Source organism: Streptococcus oralis (genome assembly GCF_023110435.1).
In the GTDB taxonomy this organism is placed as follows: Bacteria; Bacillota; Bacilli; order Lactobacillales; family Streptococcaceae; genus Streptococcus; species Streptococcus oralis_CF.
Genome location: NZ_JALDWB010000001.1, coordinates 167,703 through 182,250 on the forward strand (window position 1 = coordinate 167,703; position 14,548 = coordinate 182,250).

The following is a 14,548-nucleotide window of genomic DNA, read 5'->3' on the forward strand; positions in this document are numbered from 1 at the left end:
TAGTAAAAGAAGATGTATAAAAGTAAAGGAAAGGTGAGATGGGAAGGGATCCTTAATTCATCTTCTTATAATGTTATTATATAAAAATCAAAACGGAATGTCAATAAAAAATTGCTATTTTTATAAAATATTTTTGCTTTTAAAAATTGCAATTCAATAAGCAATTTTCAGATAATTATTGAAATTTCAGGTTCTTTATGTTATAATGATAGCGATTAAATGCGAGGTGAAAAATGGCACATTTATTAGAAAAAACAAGAAAAATTACATCAATTTTAAAACGCTCTGAAGAGCAAATGCAGGATGAACTTCCATACAATGCCATTACACGTCAACTAGCAGACATTATTGATTGCAATGCCTGTATTGTCAATAGCAAGGGACGACTTTTGGGCTATTTTATGCGCTATAAAACTAATACAGACCGTGTAGAGCAGTTTTTCCAAACCAAGACGTTCCCAGATGACTATGTACAAGGGGCAAATATGATCTATGATACGGAAGCCAATCTTCCTGTTGAACATGATTTGACCATTTTCCCTGTGGAGAGCCGTGCGGACTTTCCAGATGGGTTGACAACTATTGCTCCGATTCATGTATCAGGGATTCGCCTAGGTTCGTTAATCATTTGGCGCAATGATAAGAAATTTGAAGATGAAGATTTGATCCTTGTCGAGATTGCGAGCACGGTTGTGGGAATTCAACTATTGAACTTCCAACGTGAAGAAGATGAAAAGAATATTCGCCGTCGTACGGCTGTTACCATGGCGGTCAACACCCTTTCCTATTCAGAACTGCGTGCCGTATCAGCTATTTTAGCTGAATTGGATGGAAATGAAGGACAGCTGACTGCGTCTGTTATTGCAGACCGTATTGGCATTACGCGCTCAGTAATCGTCAATGCTCTCCGTAAGCTAGAGTCGGCAGGAATCATTGAAAGCCGTTCACTAGGAATGAAGGGAACCTATCTCAAGGTATTGATTTCAGATATCTTTGAGGAAGTGAAAAAGAGGGACTACTAATGGCAAAGGCTTTAATCTCAATTGACTATACAGAGGATTTTGTAGCAGATCAGGGAAAATTGACAGCAGGTGCTCCTGCTCAAGCTATTTCTGAGGCGATTGCTCAGGTGACTAGACTGGCTTTTGATCGTGGAGACTATGTTTTCTTCACCATTGATGCTCATGAGGAAGGGGATGATTTTCATCCTGAGAGTAAACTTTTCCCACCTCACAACATCATTGGAACTAGTGGTCGCAACTTGTATGGAAAACTAGCGGATTTTTACCAAGCCCATGCTTCTGATAGTCGTGTCTTTTGGATGGACAAGCGTCACTATTCAGCATTTTCAGGAACGGATTTAGATATTCGCTTGCGAGAACGTCGAGTTGATACAGTCATCTTAACTGGTGTTTTGACAGATATTTGTGTTCTCCATACGGCTATTGATGCTTATAATTTAGGTTATCAAATCGAGGTTGTCAAGCCTGCGGTTGCCTCCATCTGGCCAGAAAATCATCAGTTTGCTCTAGGACATTTTAAGAATACTCTGGGAGCCAAATTATTGGATGAAAATCTTGATGAAATTAAAGAATGATTCCCTTGGAAAAATGAAAAAAATCTGAAAAAAGTGTTGACAAAGATTTTGAAAGTTGATATACTAGTAAAGTAATCGACGCGGGGATGGCGGAATTGGCAGACGCGCAGGACTAAGGATCCTGTGACCGCTTTAGGTCGTGAGGGTTCAAGTCCCTCTCTCCGCATAGGGTAAGAGTTAGCTTTGGCTAGCTCTTTTTGTTTTTACAAAGAAGACTAGAGGTTACGTTTCCTATATCGAAAAATATTGGCATTAAGAACAATCATTGTATCAGAACATTTAAACTGAGTTTTCCAATTCATTCTATCAAGAATATCCTCAAAAACTAGTCAGAAAATGAAGAACTTAGGAAATGGAAAAATACTAATCAGAAAGACGTGATTATCATTTTTAAAATGAAGTAGATTTTTGATTGGTACTATTTCTCCTTATATAAGAAGGAAAGTTAGCGTTTGCTAGCTTTTTTGTTTTTTCAAAAAATAAATCAAAAAATTTTTCGATTTCATAAACATTTCATATTTGGATTTTATAATAGTCTTACAAATATGGAGGTGACAAATGAATCCAATCCAAAGAGCTTGGGCTTATGTCAGCAGAAAACGACTGAGAAGTTTTATTTTATTTCTGATTTTATTTGTCCTTTTAGCAGGAATTTCAGCCTGTTTGACTCTGATGAAGTCCAACAAAACAGTAGAAAGCAATCTTTACAAATCACTCAACACATCTTTTTCTATCAAAAAGATAGAAAATGGACAGACCTTCAAGTTGTCTGACCTAGCATCCGTGAGCAAGATTAAGGGACTGGAAAATGTCTCTCCTGAACTCGAAACGGTCGCAAAACTGAAAGACAAGGAAGCGGTGAGTGGTGAGCAGAGCGTAGAACGTGATGATTTGTCAGCATCAGACAAGAACTTGGTTAGCTTAACGGCTCTTGAGGATTCATCCAAGGATGTCACCTTTACCAGTTCGGCTTTCAATCTTAAAGAAGGGCGACACCTTCAAAAAGGGGATTCCAAGAAAATCCTGATCCACGAAGAGTTGGCTAAGAAGAACGGTCTTTTGCTTCATGACAAGATTCGCTTGGATGCTGGACAGTCAGAATCTGGAAAAGGACAGACAGTTGAGTTTGAAATTGTTGGGATCTTTTCTGGTAAAAAACAAGAGAAATTTACAGGCTTGTCTTCCGACTTCAGTGAAAACCAAGTCTTTACAGACTATGAAAGTAGCCAAACCCTTCTGGGAAATAGTGAAGCTCAAGTCAGTGCAGCGCGCTTCTATGTAGAAAATCCTAAGGAAATGGACGGACTCATGAAGCAGGTGGAAAGCTTGGCTTTGGAAAGTCAAGGTTACCAAGTTGAGAAGGAAAACAAGGCCTTTGAACAAATCAAAGACTCAGTTGCAACCTTCCAAACCTTCCTGACCATCTTCCTTTATGGGATGTTGATAGCTGGAGCTGGAGCCTTAATTTTGGTCTTGTCCCTCTGGTTGAGAGAAAGGGTCTACGAAGTGGGGATTCTACTCGCACTTGGAAAAAGCAAGATCTCAATCTTCCTCCAGTTCTGTTTAGAGGTAGTTTTGGTATCTCTTGGAGCTTTGCTTCCAGCATTTGTTGCAGGAAATGCCATCACATCCTATCTACTCCAAACTGTACTAGCCAGTGGAGATCAGGCAACCTTACAGGACACGCTGGCCAAAGCAAGTGGTCTATCAACCAGTCTCCTATCCTTTGCAGAATCCTATGTCTTTCTGCTCCTGATTGGTTGCTTATCAGTAGCCCTTTGTTTCCTATTCTTATTTAGAAAATCGCCGAAAGAAATTTTATCATCTATTAGTTAAGAAGGAGAAATCATGACTTTATTACAATTGCAAGATGTTACCTACCGTTATAAGAACACTGCTGAAGCAGTTTTATATCAGATCAAGTATAATTTTGAACCCGGAAAATTTTATAGTATCATTGGTGAGTCAGGAGCAGGAAAATCCACTCTCTTGTCCCTACTGGCTGGTCTAGATAGTCCTGTTGAAGGTTCTATCCTTTTCCAAGGAGAGGACATTCGGAACAAGGGGTATTCATACCATCGCATGCACCATATTTCCTTGGTCTTTCAAAATTATAACTTGATAGATTATCTTTCTCCGCTGGAAAATATCCGCTTGGTCAACAAAAAAGCAAGCAAGGATACACTTCTTGAGCTTGGTTTGGATGAAAGTCAGATCAAGCGGAACGTTCTCCAGTTATCAGGTGGTCAACAGCAACGTGTAGCCATCGCTCGCAGTTTAGTCTCAGAAGCTCCAGTTATTCTAGCTGATGAGCCAACAGGAAATCTGGACCCTAAAACTGCTGGAGATATTATCGAACTGCTCAAATCACTTGCCCAGAAAACAGGTAAATGTGTGATCGTCGTCACCCACAGTAAAGAAGTGGCACAAGCGTCAGATATTACACTTGAATTGAAGGACAAGAAACTGACTGAAACTCGCAATACTACAAAATAAGATGAGTTTGTTTTGATAGAATGATAAAAACGAATCAAATCTAGAAAGGGAACCTATGTTACACAACGCATTTGCCTATGTTACAAGGAAGTTTTTCAAATCGATTGTTATCTTCCTGATTATTCTCCTCATGGCGAGCTTGAGTTTGGTCGGTTTGTCGATCAAGGGAGCTACTGCCAAGGCTTCTCAGGAGACCTTTAAAAATATCACCAATAGTTTCTCCATGCAAATCAATCGTCGCGTCAACCAAGGAACGCCACGTGGTTCTGGGAATATCAAGGGTGAGGATATCAAAAAAATCACCGAAAATAAGGCCATCGAGTCTTATGTTAAACGGATCAATGCTATCGGAGATTTGACTGGATATGACCTCATCGAAACACCAGAAACCAAGAAAAATCTCACTGCTGACCGTGCCAAGCGTTTTGGAAGTAGTTTGATGATTACAGGTGTCAATGACTCCTCTAAAGAAGATAAGTTTGTCTCTGGCTCATATAAGCTGGTTGAAGGTGAGCACCTAACCAACGACGACAAAGACAAGATCCTCATGCACAAGGACTTGGCAGCCAAACACGGTTGGAAAGTCGGAGATAAGGTCAAATTAGACTCCAATGTTTACGACGCAGACAATGAAAAAGGAGCCAAGGAAACAGTTGAAGTGACTATCAAGGGGCTCTTTGATGGTCACAATAAGTCAGCAGTAACCTACTCACAAGAACTCTATGAAAATACAGCTATCACAGACATTCACACTGCTGCAAAACTTTATGGATACACAGAAGACACAGCTATTTATGGGGACGCAACCTTCTTTGTAACAGCGGATAAGAACTTGGATGATGTCATGAAAGAGTTGAATGGTATCAGCGGTATCAACTGGAAGAGCTACACACTTGTGAAGAGCTCCTCTAACTACCCAGCTCTAGAGCAATCCATCTCTGGTATGTACAAGATGGCCAACCTCCTCTTCTGGGGTAGCTTGAGCTTCTCAGTTCTTCTCCTTGCACTCTTGCTTAGTCTTTGGATTAACGCTCGCCGCAAGGAAGTGGGAATTCTCCTCTCTATCGGTCTCAAGCAGGCAAGTATCTTGGGGCAATTTATCACCGAATCTATCCTGATCGCCATCCCTGCTCTCGTTTCGGCTTACTTCCTAGCCAACTACACAGCTCGAGCAATCGGAAATACTGTTCTTGCCAATGTCACTTCAGGTGTTGCCAAGCAAGCCAGCAAGGCTGCTCAAGCCTCTAATCTTGGTGGTGGTGCTGAAGTAGATGGCTTTAGTAAGACCTTGTCGAGCCTAGACATTTCCATTCAGACATCAGACTTTATCATCGTCTTTGTCCTTGCTTTGGTTCTAGTGATTCTCGTTATGGCGCTTGCCTCAAGCAATCTCCTCAGAAAACAACCAAAAGAGCTCTTGCTCGATAGCGAATAAAAAACTTGCTACCTATTCTCCCCTAAATGGGGTATAATATAGGTAGCATTTTTATTTATTTCATCTTGATAATACTCTTCGAAAATCAAATTCAAACCACGTCAGCTTCACCTTGCCGTACTCAAGTACAGCCTGCGGCTAGCTTCCTAGTTTGCTCTTTGATTTTCATTGAGTATAAGGCCTCTTCCTTTCAGGGTGAAACCGAGATGATTTACAAGAAATTTAAAGGAATGTGAAACGTTTTTCTATGAAAATTTTAATTGTAGAAGATGAGGAGATGATCCGTGAGGGGATCAGTGACTATTTGACGGATTGTGGTTATGAAACCATTGAAGCAGCAGACGGTCAGGAAGCCTTAGAAAAATTTTCCAGCTATGAAGTAGCCCTAGTTTTACTGGATATCCAGATGCCCAAGCTGAATGGCCTAGAAGTCCTAGCTGAGATTCGTAAGACCAGTCAGGTTCCTGTCTTGATGTTGACCGCCTTTCAGGATGAAGAATACAAGATGAGTGCCTTTGCTTCGCTAGCAGATGGCTATCTGGAAAAACCCTTTTCCCTCTCCCTCTTAAAAGTGAGAGTAGACGCGATTTTCAAGCGTTACTACGATACGGGACGAACCTTTTCCTATAAGAATACTAAGGTGGACTTTGAAAGCTACAGTGCAAGCCTAGCAGGAGAAGAAGTGGCTATCAATGCCAAAGAGTTGGAAATTCTGGACTATCTGGTGAAAAATGAAGGACGGGCTTTGACTCGTTCTCAGATTATCGATGCTGTCTGGAAGGCGACAGATGAAGTCCCCTTTGACCGTGTCATTGATGTCTATATCAAGGAACTGCGGAAAAAGCTAGACTTGGATTGTATCCTCACTGTGCGCAATGTTGGTTATAAATTGGAGCGAAAATGAAACGAACAGGTTTATTTACAAAGATATTTATCTATACCTTCTCGATTTTTAGTGTTCTGGTTATTTGTCTTCATTTAGCTATTTATTTTCTTTTTCCTTCGACTTATCTGAGCCATCGTCAGGAAACCATTGGTCAGAAAGCGACAGCCATTGCCCGGTCCTTAGAGGGAAAGGATAAGCAGAGTATCGAGCAAGTGTTAGACCTGTATTCTCAGACTAGTGATATCAAGGGAGCCGTCAAGGGAGAGATGACCGAGGACAAGTTAGAAGTCAAGGACAACCTTCCTCTGGACACAGACCGCCAGACCACCTCTCTCTTTATCGAGGAGCGTGATGTGAAAACGCAAGATGGTAGCACCATGACTCTTCAATTTCTAGCTTCGATGGACTTGCAAAAGGAAGCAGAGCAAATCAGTCTCCAATTTCTTCCTTATACCTTGCTGGCATCCTTTCTGATTTCCCTCTTGGTGGCCTACATCTATGCTCGGACTATTGTTGCCCCGATTTTGGAAATCAAGCGGGTGACCCGTCGGATGATGGAACTGGATGCTCAAGTGCGATTGCGCGTGGATTCCAAGGATGAGATTGGTGATCTCAAGGAACAAATCAATAGCCTCTACCAGCATCTTTTGACAGTTATTGCCGATTTGCATGAAAAGAATGAAGCCATTCTCCAGCTTGAAAAGATGAAGGTTGAGTTCTTACGAGGAGCTTCTCATGAATTGAAAACACCTCTGGCTAGTCTCAAAATCCTAATCGAAAATATGAAGGAAAATATTGGTCGTTACAAGGATAGAGACCACTATCTTGGAGTAGCCCTGGGGATTGTGGACGACCTTAGTCACCACGTTCTTCAGATACTTTCTCTTTCTTCGGTTCAGGAATTGCGAGAGAAGAAGGAGAACATTGACCTGCTCCAAATGACACAAGCCTTGGTTGAGGATTATACTCTACTTGCTAAGGAAAGAGAGCTTCGGATAGAGAATAGCTTGACCCATCAGCAGGCTTACATAAATCCATCTGTGATGAAATTGATCCTGTCCAATCTTATCAGTAATGCCATCAAGCACTCCACTCTAGGTGGCTTGGTCCGCATAGGAGAAAGAGAAGGGGAACTCTTTATCGAGAATAGCTGTAGTCCTGAAGAACAAGAAAAACTGGCCCAGTCTTTTTCTGGCAATGCTAGTCGCAAGGCCAAGGGTTCAGGAATGGGGCTCTTTGTGGTCAAAAGTTTATTAGAACACGAGAAATTACCTTATCATTTTGAGATGCAAGATGAGCATTTGACCTTCTTCATGTCTTATCCTAAAGTCGTGCAAGACTAGGGGAAAGAAAAGGTTTACATTGCTTTAATTGTAAGAAATTCAATCTAAAGTATGGGAAAAACTAGCTTTTTTTATCAAAAAGTGATAAAATGAACAATGTAAATGGGATGTCCCAAAAAATATATAGGAGGCCTGACAAATGGCAATCGTTTCAGCAGAAAAATTTGTCCAAGCAGCTCGTGACAACGGTTATGCAGTTGGTGGATTTAACACAAACAACCTTGAGTGGACTCAAGCTATCTTGCGCGCAGCAGAAGCTAAAAAAGCTCCAGTTTTGATCCAAACTTCAATGGGTGCTGCTAAATACATGGGTGGTTACAAAGTTGCTCGCAACTTGATCGCTAACCTCGTTGAATCAATGGGTATCACTGTACCAGTAGCTATCCACCTTGACCACGGTCACTACGAAGATGCACTTGAGTGTATTCAAGTTGGTTATACTTCAGTTATGTTTGACGGTTCACACCTTCCAGTTGAAGAAAACCTTGAAAAAGCTCGTAAAGTTGTAGAATTTGCTCACGCAAATGGTGTATCAGTAGAAGCTGAAGTTGGAACTATCGGTGGTGAAGAAGACGGAATCATCGGTGATGGTGAATTGGCTCCAATCGAAGATGCTAAAGCAATGGTTGCAACTGGTATCGACTTCTTGGCAGCTGGTATCGGTAACATCCACGGTCCATACCCTGCAAACTGGAAAGGTCTTCACCTTGACCACTTGCAAAAATTGACTGAAGCTGTACCAGGATTCCCAATCGTATTGCACGGTGGTTCGGGTATCCCTGATGACCAAATCCAAGCAGCTATCAAACTTGGTGTTGCAAAAGTTAACGTTAACACTGAATGCCAAATCGCATTCGCTAACGCAACTCGTAAATTTGCTCGTGACTACGAAGCTAACGAAGCTGAATACGACAAGAAGAAACTCTTCGACCCACGTAAATTCTTGGCTGACGGTGTAAAAGCTATCCAAGCATCAGTTGAAGAACGTATCGACGTATTCGGTTCAGAAGGTAAAGCTTAAGAAGTTTGTAAAAGCTTAATATAATAGGGTTTATCCAATTTGGATAACCCTTTTTCTTTGTTTTAGAACAAATATAAAATATTATGATATAATCAATATGTAAGCGGTTTTATTATTTGAAGATAATCGAAACTATTTCTTCAATTATAAAATTACTAAACTTTTAGTTTTAGAGGTAAATAACTATGACGGGTCAGAATATCTTTGTAATGGCTGGTGGGGGTGGAGTAACAACACCTTATCTTAATACAATTGAGAAAAAAGTTCCTAAATCTCATATTAATTCTGCTTTAGAAGCTGAAAATGGAGATTTAAATGACATAAAAGAAATTCTAGAATCCAAAGAAGAATCATTCTCTGTTTGGGGCTATAGTGAGAATGATAATAATTTAAAAAGTAATCCACCTAAATCAGGGGATATTATATTTATCACGAATAATAATGCGGCTATTTATCTAGCTACTGTTTTTAAAGTGATCGAAGCTAAAGGATTGGATTATATTTGGGCAGGGCGAGAAAGTTGGAGGTATAAGCTAATACTTAAGAATGTAATTCGAATTTTTATCCCGTATCCGTTAGATGTGGATATTGAAAAATGGTGTGAGGATCATACTTTTGCCCCTAATCTGTCAAGAATTCGAAATATTAATAAAATTTATAAAGACAATGAAATAGGATTTAGACATCTCATTGGTAGGCAATTGAAAAAAGGCCCCATTCAAGGTTCGCTAACAGTAAAAATTCCTGATTATGATAAACAGAAACATGAAGAGGAAATGAAAGATATAGAAATAGTTCTCAGTAGATTAGATACTTATTGTAAGCTTACACACTTTGAATGTATAGTAAAGGAAATTTAAAATGGAAAATAATCGTAGTAGCTTTAAGTATAGATTAAATTATTCTAATGAAATTGAATCTGTGCACTGTGTAGTTGGTGAAAACGGTTCGGGAAAAACAAGGTTGATAAATTCTTTATTAGAAAAGGATGAGTATTCAATTGCAAAATTCTATCAGGATACCAAGGATATATTAGCTTATTCTTTTGTTAAGTATTCAGCTTCCGTAGAGTTGAATAAGTTACAAGTTAATTCTAGTGGTTCTATAGATATTTCTACCTCTGCATATTTAAATACTATGGATCTTGTAAACTTGAATCGAGAAGATTCGATCAAACAAGTAAAAGTAGTGATTGATTATTATAAAAAGGGAAATAAAAATACGAAATGGCAAAATTTAATTGAACTTTCGGATAAAAGAGTATTTCTTAGATTAAATCAAATTGGTGAAGGGATAATTTCATATAATAAATATTATCTGAAAGGCAATAATTTGAATGATGAATGGGAAAAAAAACTAAAAGAAATAATAAAATATGTACATAAAGAAAAGAACATAATAAAAGTTTTATTGAGAAAATTCTTTGCAGTATTTAGCGATTATATTGTTTTCAACTTGAGTCGTGAGCAAATCGTATCTTTAATTAATGAAATAAATCCTAAAACTATACAACCAACTGAAAGATTCTATTTGGATTTAAATAAATTTTTAAATGGTAATACAAAATCAAAGATAACTCAGTTAAGAAATTTCTTTAATGATTTAAGTACCATTATTAGTAATGTTGGAAGAAATTTTATCTTTACTAAGGATGATGATAGAAAGACGTTAGAAGATATTTTTAAAGGTTTAAATACTGAAGAATCGGATAATTTGATTTCACAAGAAACATTTTCTGTCCTTGAATTTGCATGGAATGGACTTAGTTCGGGTGAGCTAGCGTTACTTAATTTACTTGGACGTTTAAATAGTATCAAAAGTAATCTTAGTAGTAAAATACTAGTCTTGCTTGATGAAGTTGACCTAGGTCTGCATCCTGAGTGGCAAAGAAATTGGGTAAACCGTGTTTTACCTATTATCGGTAAAATTATGAAGAAAAGGAATGGTGCAGTTCGGGTAATATTATCAACACATTCACCTATTATTCTCTCAGACTTTCTAGCAGAGGATGTAATATATTTACCAGAAGAGCCTAATAAAAAATTAAAAACTTTTGGACAGAATATTTATAGTCTATTCAAGAATTCTTTTTTCTTAGAAGCACCTAAAGGCGCTTTTTCGCAACAAGTTATTGAAGATTTATTAAAGATATTTGGAAATTCCTCAAATGATGTATTAATACAAGAGAGGGCTGCTTATGAAGAATTCATTAGTAAATATGGTTTACAATTTGATAAAGAAACACCAGGATATGAAGTTCGAGAGTTTTTTGAAGAATTGATAAATATGATTGGTGAAGATATTATTCGGAACCACTTAAAAAAACAGATAAAAAAAGTTAGATGGAATAATGATCAGAACGATAGATTAGACTATGAGAAAAAAATTGAAAAACTGGAAGAACAGATAAAAGAACTCAAGGAAAAGATTTTAAAACCTGAAGAAGAAAATAATGATTAGAATAACTAAATTTTATAGCCAAAATGAATTAGAAAGATATTATGATTATATTTTGAGTCAAAATTCTAGATTCCTTAAGTCAAATGGTCTGGGCATATTTATAGTAAATTTGTTAAATGAAATACTTGAAAAACAAGGAAAGCCGAAGATGGTAGAGGATTTTAAGAATTTGCTTACTATGTCTTTTGTTGAACTTAAAAGACTTCATGATTCTATCAATATAAACAGTACTGTATTCAAGGATATAGTAGAAGATGTAGGAAATGCAAAAAAGTTAAAAACTTATAGAAATTATTATAAAAGATTTTTTACTTCAACTTATACGGATCCTGAAAGTAAAATGAAGAAAAATAATATTAGTCTAATTCAGGACTTGGGTATCACTGTTTGTCCATATTGTAACCGAAATTATATAAATTCTCGTGATGATAAGTCTGGTTGTGAGTTTGATCATTACTACAATAAAAGAGACTTCCCTTTTTTTTCTTTGACTTTATCAAATCTAATCCCCTCTTGTAGTACGTGTAACAGAATAAAAAAAGAGAAAAGTTATAACTTTTGTCCTTTTGAAGTTGAATCTAATAAAGAATTTAATTTTAAAGTGTCTCCACCAAGTATTTCTTCAAAGATAGAATTATATTTTGGCGATGAATCACAAAAAGATAATGTTTTAAAATTAGAAGATGCGTATGAAATTCATAAAAAAGATGTTGCTGAAATGTTTATGAAAGAAGAAAAATATTGTAAAGAATATCGTGATTATTTAATTTCTCTTTTGGGAGATAAAGGTAACATAGGAAATGAATTTTCAGAAGAATTTTTCGATAGTATGATTTTTGGAGAGGTTTCCAATGATAGTTTTGATGACTATTTAAATCATTCATTATCAAAATTAAAAAAGGATACATATGATTATATAGTTGAGTTGAGAGAAAAGTGAAAAATTAACTTATTAAAGTTTTACATGTAAAATAGGAGGATATGGTTGATGCTCTTTGGACCCAAATACAGAGAGTTCTTCTCAAACCAGATCATATGATTTGTGGCAAATTCAACTTAAGATTTTGCCCCTATTTTGCCACACTTTTTTAAGAACTAAATGGAATAATGAAGCATCTTTCTAATACAGTGTGGAGAAGAATACCTGAATATAGCCCTTTTTAGTGTATAAGGAAGTATAGTAAATAAATGATTTATGTTCAGAAGGTAAAGCTTAATCTAGCTGAATAATACAGATGAAACCTGCCCATTGGGCAGGTTTGTTGGTGTCTTAAGGAAACGATGAAACCAGAATTTTTGTTTAAAAGTATTATTTTAAGAGAGAAATCTCTAATTTCACAATCCATAAGCAAACGCTTGCATTCTAGTTTTTATTGGACTATAATAGGTTGGTATAAGGCCTTTTGTATTAATATTGAGAAGGTGTAGAAAGTAAGGATTTAGAATATTTGTAGTCAAAAATACAAAGCTGCTATTCCTTGCTATAGGGAGAGATTTATGGCAATGATAGAAGTGGAACATCTTCAGAAAAATTTTGTGAAGACAGTAAAGGAGCCGGGGTTAAAGGGGGCTTTGCGCTCCTTTATTCATCCTGAAAAGCAGACCTTTGAAGCGGTCAAGGATTTAACCTTTGAGGTTCCAAAAGGACAAATTTTAGGCTTTATCGGGGCAAATGGTGCTGGGAAGTCGACGACCATCAAAATGCTGACAGGGATTTTGAAACCGACATCTGGTTTTTGTCGGATTAACGGCAAGATTCCTCAGGACAATCGCCAAGACTATGTCAAGGATATTGGTGTGGTCTTTGGTCAACGCACCCAGCTATGGTGGGATTTGGCTCTGCAAGAGACCTACACGGTCTTGAAAGAGATTTACGATGTACCAGACTCGCTCTTTCATAAGCGCATGGACTTTCTAAATGAGGTCTTGGATTTGAAGGACTTTATCAAAGACCCTGTGCGGACTCTTTCACTTGGCCAACGGATGCGGGCGGACATTGCGGCTTCCTTGCTTCACAATCCCAAGGTTCTCTTTTTAGATGAGCCGACCATTGGTTTGGACGTTTCGGTCAAGGACAACATTCGTCGCGCCATTACTCAGATCAATCAGGAGGAAGAGACCACCATTCTCTTGACCACTCATGACCTGAGTGATATTGAGCAACTCTGTGATCGAATTTTTATGATTGACAAGGGGCAAGAGATTTTTGATGGAACGGTGAGTCAACTCAAGGAAACTTTTGGCAAGATGAAGACTCTTTCCTTTGAACTGGTACCAGGTCAAAGTCATCTTGTCTCTCACTATGAAGGCTTGCCTGATATGACCATTGATAGACAAGGAAATAGCCTCAATATTGAATTCGATAGTTCCCGCTACCAGTCGGCCGATATTATCAAGCAAACCTTGTCTGATTTTGAGATCCGCGATTTGAAGATGGTGGATACCGATATTGAGGATATTATCCGTCGCTTCTATCGAAAGGAGCTCTAAGATGGTTAAATTGTGGAGACGTTATAAACCCTTTATCAATGCAGGGATTCAGGAGTTGATTACCTATCGAGTCAACTTTATTCTCTATCGAATTGGCGATGTTATGGGGGCCTTTGTCGCTTTCTATCTTTGGAAGGCAGTCTTTGATTCCTCGCAAGAGTCTTTGATTCAGGGCTTCAGTATGGCAGATATCACCCTCTACATCATCATGAGTTTTGTGACCAATCTTTTGACTAGGTCGGATTCTTCTTTTATGATTGGAGAGGAGGTCAAGGATGGCTCCATTATCATGCGTTTATTGCGACCAGTGCATTTTGCGGCCTCATATCTCTTCACCGAGCTTGGGTCTAAGTGGTTGATTTTTATCTCTGTTGGACTGCCATTTTTAAGTGTTATTGTCTTGATGAAAATCTTATCAGGACAAGGAATTGTAGAAGTGCTGGGATTAACCATCCTTTATCTCTTTAGCTTAACCCTAGCCTACCTAATCAACTTTTTCTTTAATATCTGCTTTGGATTTTCAGCCTTTGTGTTTAAGAATCTATGGGGTTCCAATCTACTTAAGACTTCCATAGTGGCCTTTATGTCTGGGAGTTTGATTCCTTTGGCTTTCTTTCCCAAGGTGGTTTCAGATATTTTGTCCTTCTTGCCTTTCTCATCTTTGATTTACACGCCAGTCATGATCATTGTTGGGAAATACGATGCCAGTCAGATTCTTCAGGCGCTTTTGCTCCAGTTTTTCTGGCTCTTAGTGATGGTGGGCTTGTCTCAGTTGATTTGGAAACGAGTCCAGTCTTTCATCACCATTCAAGGAGGTTAG

The 14,548-nt window shown here is 38.0% G+C and carries 13 protein-coding genes and 1 tRNA gene; all 14 read left to right on the plus strand.

The features are described from left to right. The first annotated feature begins 233 nt into the window (after window positions 1–233). Entirely contained in the window at window positions 234–1,022 is a 789-nt protein-coding gene (codY, locus tag M1F97_RS00825) for a GTP-sensing pleiotropic transcriptional regulator CodY (RefSeq protein ID WP_125394844.1), read from the plus strand. Next, on the plus strand, window positions 1,022–1,597 hold the full coding sequence (locus tag M1F97_RS00830) for a cysteine hydrolase family protein (protein WP_131200165.1): 576 nt from the start codon (window positions 1,022–1,024) through the stop codon (window positions 1,595–1,597). Before codY ends, M1F97_RS00830 begins: the two co-directional genes overlap by 1 nt. An 80-nt stretch (window positions 1,598–1,677) precedes the next feature. After that, a tRNA-Leu gene (locus tag M1F97_RS00835) sits at window positions 1,678–1,763 on the plus strand. 392 nt (window positions 1,764–2,155) lie between these two features. After that, a complete protein-coding gene (locus tag M1F97_RS00840; RefSeq protein WP_001068259.1) occupies window positions 2,156–3,433 on the plus strand; it encodes an ABC transporter permease in 1,278 nt (425 codons plus the stop codon). A gap of 12 nt (window positions 3,434–3,445) precedes the next feature. Then, window positions 3,446–4,093, plus strand: coding sequence for an ABC transporter ATP-binding subunit Vex2 (vex2, locus tag M1F97_RS00845; protein WP_000173737.1), 648 nt, complete (start codon window positions 3,446–3,448; stop codon window positions 4,091–4,093). A gap of 55 nt (window positions 4,094–4,148) precedes the next feature. Continuing rightward, on the plus strand, window positions 4,149–5,528 hold the full coding sequence (gene vex3, locus M1F97_RS00850; protein ID WP_180833868.1) for an ABC transporter permease subunit Vex3: 1,380 nt from the start codon (window positions 4,149–4,151) through the stop codon (window positions 5,526–5,528). A gap of 247 nt (window positions 5,529–5,775) precedes the next feature. Then, the gene (gene vncR, locus M1F97_RS00855; RefSeq protein WP_132973672.1) at window positions 5,776–6,432 is read left to right on the plus strand and encodes a response regulator transcription factor VncR; all 657 of its coding nucleotides are present in this window, start codon (window positions 5,776–5,778) and stop codon (window positions 6,430–6,432) included. Next, on the plus strand, window positions 6,429–7,757 hold the full coding sequence (vncS, locus tag M1F97_RS00860; protein WP_247943893.1) for a sensor histidine kinase: 1,329 nt from the start codon (window positions 6,429–6,431) through the stop codon (window positions 7,755–7,757). The genes vncR and vncS overlap by 4 nt, the downstream gene beginning before the upstream one ends. A 139-nt stretch (window positions 7,758–7,896) precedes the next feature. Beyond that, entirely contained in the window at window positions 7,897–8,778 is an 882-nt protein-coding gene (locus tag M1F97_RS00865) for a class II fructose-bisphosphate aldolase (RefSeq protein ID WP_001019005.1), read from the plus strand. Window positions 8,779–8,963: 185 nt separating this feature from the next. Then, window positions 8,964–9,638, plus strand: coding sequence for a hypothetical protein (locus M1F97_RS00870; RefSeq protein WP_247943894.1), 675 nt, complete (start codon window positions 8,964–8,966; stop codon window positions 9,636–9,638). A gap of 1 nt (window position 9,639) precedes the next feature. Then, entirely contained in the window at window positions 9,640–11,238 is a 1,599-nt protein-coding gene (locus M1F97_RS00875) for an AAA family ATPase (RefSeq protein WP_247943895.1), read from the plus strand. Beyond that, window positions 11,231–12,178 carry an HNH endonuclease gene (locus M1F97_RS00880; protein ID WP_247943896.1) on the plus strand — a complete coding sequence of 316 codons (948 nt, stop codon included), beginning with the start codon at window positions 11,231–11,233 and terminating at the stop codon, window positions 12,176–12,178. Before M1F97_RS00875 ends, M1F97_RS00880 begins: the two co-directional genes overlap by 8 nt. 557 nt (window positions 12,179–12,735) lie before the next feature. After that, complete coding sequence (locus M1F97_RS00885) at window positions 12,736–13,728, plus strand: ABC transporter ATP-binding protein (protein WP_001240801.1); 993 nt, start codon at window positions 12,736–12,738, stop codon at window positions 13,726–13,728. 1 nt (window position 13,729) lies between these two features. Further along, window positions 13,730–14,548 (plus strand): ABC transporter permease, encoded by an 819-nt coding sequence (locus M1F97_RS00890; RefSeq protein WP_131200158.1) that lies wholly within the window; start codon window positions 13,730–13,732, stop codon window positions 14,546–14,548.

Coding starts and splice junctions, on each gene's coding strand:
- codY (WP_125394844.1), top strand. CDS start 234: ATGGCACATTTATTAGAAAAAACAAGAAAAATTACATCAATTTTAAAA.
- M1F97_RS00830 (WP_131200165.1), top strand. CDS start 1,022: ATGGCAAAGGCTTTAATCTCAATTGACTATACAGAGGATTTTGTAGCA.
- M1F97_RS00840 (WP_001068259.1), top strand. CDS start 2,156: ATGAATCCAATCCAAAGAGCTTGGGCTTATGTCAGCAGAAAACGACTG.
- vex2 (WP_000173737.1), top strand. CDS start 3,446: ATGACTTTATTACAATTGCAAGATGTTACCTACCGTTATAAGAACACT.
- vex3 (WP_180833868.1), top strand. CDS start 4,149: ATGTTACACAACGCATTTGCCTATGTTACAAGGAAGTTTTTCAAATCG.
- vncR (WP_132973672.1), top strand. CDS start 5,776: ATGAAAATTTTAATTGTAGAAGATGAGGAGATGATCCGTGAGGGGATC.
- vncS (WP_247943893.1), top strand. CDS start 6,429: ATGAAACGAACAGGTTTATTTACAAAGATATTTATCTATACCTTCTCG.
- M1F97_RS00865 (WP_001019005.1), top strand. CDS start 7,897: ATGGCAATCGTTTCAGCAGAAAAATTTGTCCAAGCAGCTCGTGACAAC.
- M1F97_RS00870 (WP_247943894.1), top strand. CDS start 8,964: ATGACGGGTCAGAATATCTTTGTAATGGCTGGTGGGGGTGGAGTAACA.
- M1F97_RS00875 (WP_247943895.1), top strand. CDS start 9,640: ATGGAAAATAATCGTAGTAGCTTTAAGTATAGATTAAATTATTCTAAT.
- M1F97_RS00880 (WP_247943896.1), top strand. CDS start 11,231: ATGATTAGAATAACTAAATTTTATAGCCAAAATGAATTAGAAAGATAT.
- M1F97_RS00885 (WP_001240801.1), top strand. CDS start 12,736: ATGGCAATGATAGAAGTGGAACATCTTCAGAAAAATTTTGTGAAGACA.
- M1F97_RS00890 (WP_131200158.1), top strand. CDS start 13,730: ATGGTTAAATTGTGGAGACGTTATAAACCCTTTATCAATGCAGGGATT.